The organism is Clostridium sp. (assembly GCF_030532265.1).
Classification (GTDB): Bacteria; Bacillota; Clostridia; order Clostridiales; family Clostridiaceae; genus Clostridium.
Genome location: NZ_JAUNLM010000131.1, coordinates 1 through 1,557, shown reverse-complemented (window position 1 = coordinate 1,557; position 1,557 = coordinate 1). Strand labels below are relative to the sequence as shown.

The 1,557-nt window shown below is 26.8% G+C and carries 1 protein-coding gene and 1 other RNA gene; both read left to right on the top strand.

From position 1 onward, the window contains the following. Positions 1-322: 322 nt before the first annotated feature. Positions 323-681: a transfer-messenger RNA gene (gene ssrA, locus Q4E08_RS12150) on the top strand. A gap of 457 nt (positions 682-1,138) precedes the next feature. Next, positions 1,139-1,557: Na+ dependent nucleoside transporter N-terminal domain-containing protein (locus Q4E08_RS12145; protein ID WP_303131300.1), on the top strand; the 419-nt coding region annotated here is incomplete at its 3' end.

The window sequence follows — 1,557 nt, the reverse complement described above, 5'->3', positions numbered from 1 at the left end:
AAGGATGGCACAAAATAAAATATAAAGGCTCATATGGATATGTATCAGCAGATTACGTAAAAATTTAATAATATAAATTACAGCTATTAAAACTATATTTAAAATAATAGTTTTAATAGCTTTTTAAAATTAAGTATGTAAAATTTTTCAATAAGTCTTTAAAAATAAAACAAAAAGGAAATAATAAAAATGATTAAAAATTTTTGGTTTAATATGCAGAATTTTTAAAAGAATGCTAAGTTGACAGTTAAGTTTATGTACTATATAATTATTTCATAAAGCAAAACTGAATATAGCGTTTTACAAATTAAACTTACAACATGGGGATGTTTTGGCTTCGACGGGGGTAAGTGAGATTTGGTAAGCGGGCCGAGGGAAGCATGGTGCCTCGATAATAAAGTATGCATTAAATATAAACGCAGAAGACAATTTTGCACTAGCAGCTTAATAAACGCTGCTCATCAGCCCCGGGTTGCCCACGACTTGGGATGTCTGGTGTCATTATTAGTGGGGAACCGAGCTTAGCAAAGCTTTGAGCTAGGAACGGAACTTATGAAGCTAGCGAACATGATGCCTGTCTGTAGGCCTTCATGTAAGCGAAATTTAATATACAGACTACGCTCGTAGAAAGCTGAATTAAACTACTTTCGGACACGGGTTCGACACCCGTCATCTCCACCAAATAATTTATAATATAATGGAAAACTTTTTATTGAGGTTTTCCATTATTTTTATTTTCAAACAATTATATATTTTTAATTAGCAACTAGTATATTTAAAAAGTAACTTTATAATTTCATATAAGTTAATAAATTTTAATAAAAATATATAGTAAAAAGAACTCTACTGCAATAATAGAGTTCTTTTTTATATTAAAAAACACATTTAATTTATTTATAAAATATAATTATATTAAAATAATTTTGATATAATTTAAAACAATACTTTACAAATATTGATAATAAATTTATAATAAAAATGTTTGTGATTAATTTTTGATTAATAAGAAAATTATACTCAAATTTAAATTAAAAATCATAAAAGAATAAAGAGCAATCTACTAAAAGTGAAGTGTATTTATTTTAACATAGATGAACATAGTAATATTAAAGTTGTCGCACTTAAAAGGAGGATAAAAATGAAATATATCATTGGAATCGTAGGATTATTTGTTGTTTTGGCACTTGCGTGGGTTGCTAGTAGTGATAAGAAAAATGTAAAATACAAGCCTGTTATTATAATGCTTATTTTACAATTTATATTTGGTTTTGGATTACTGAATACTCAGTTAGGAAATTATTTAATAGGTGGTATAGCAAATGGTTTTGAATCATTGCTTACATGTGCTGGGGAAGGAGTAAATTTTGTATTTGGTGGCTTAGTAAATAATGATCAATTCTCATTTTTTATTAGTGTTCTTTTACCAATAATTTTTATTTCTGCTTTAATAGGTATTTTACAATACTTAAAAATACTTCCTTTTGTAGTAAGGGGAATAGGTGTAGTTTTAAGTAAAATTAATGGAATGGGTAAATTAGAATCTTATAATGCTGTAGC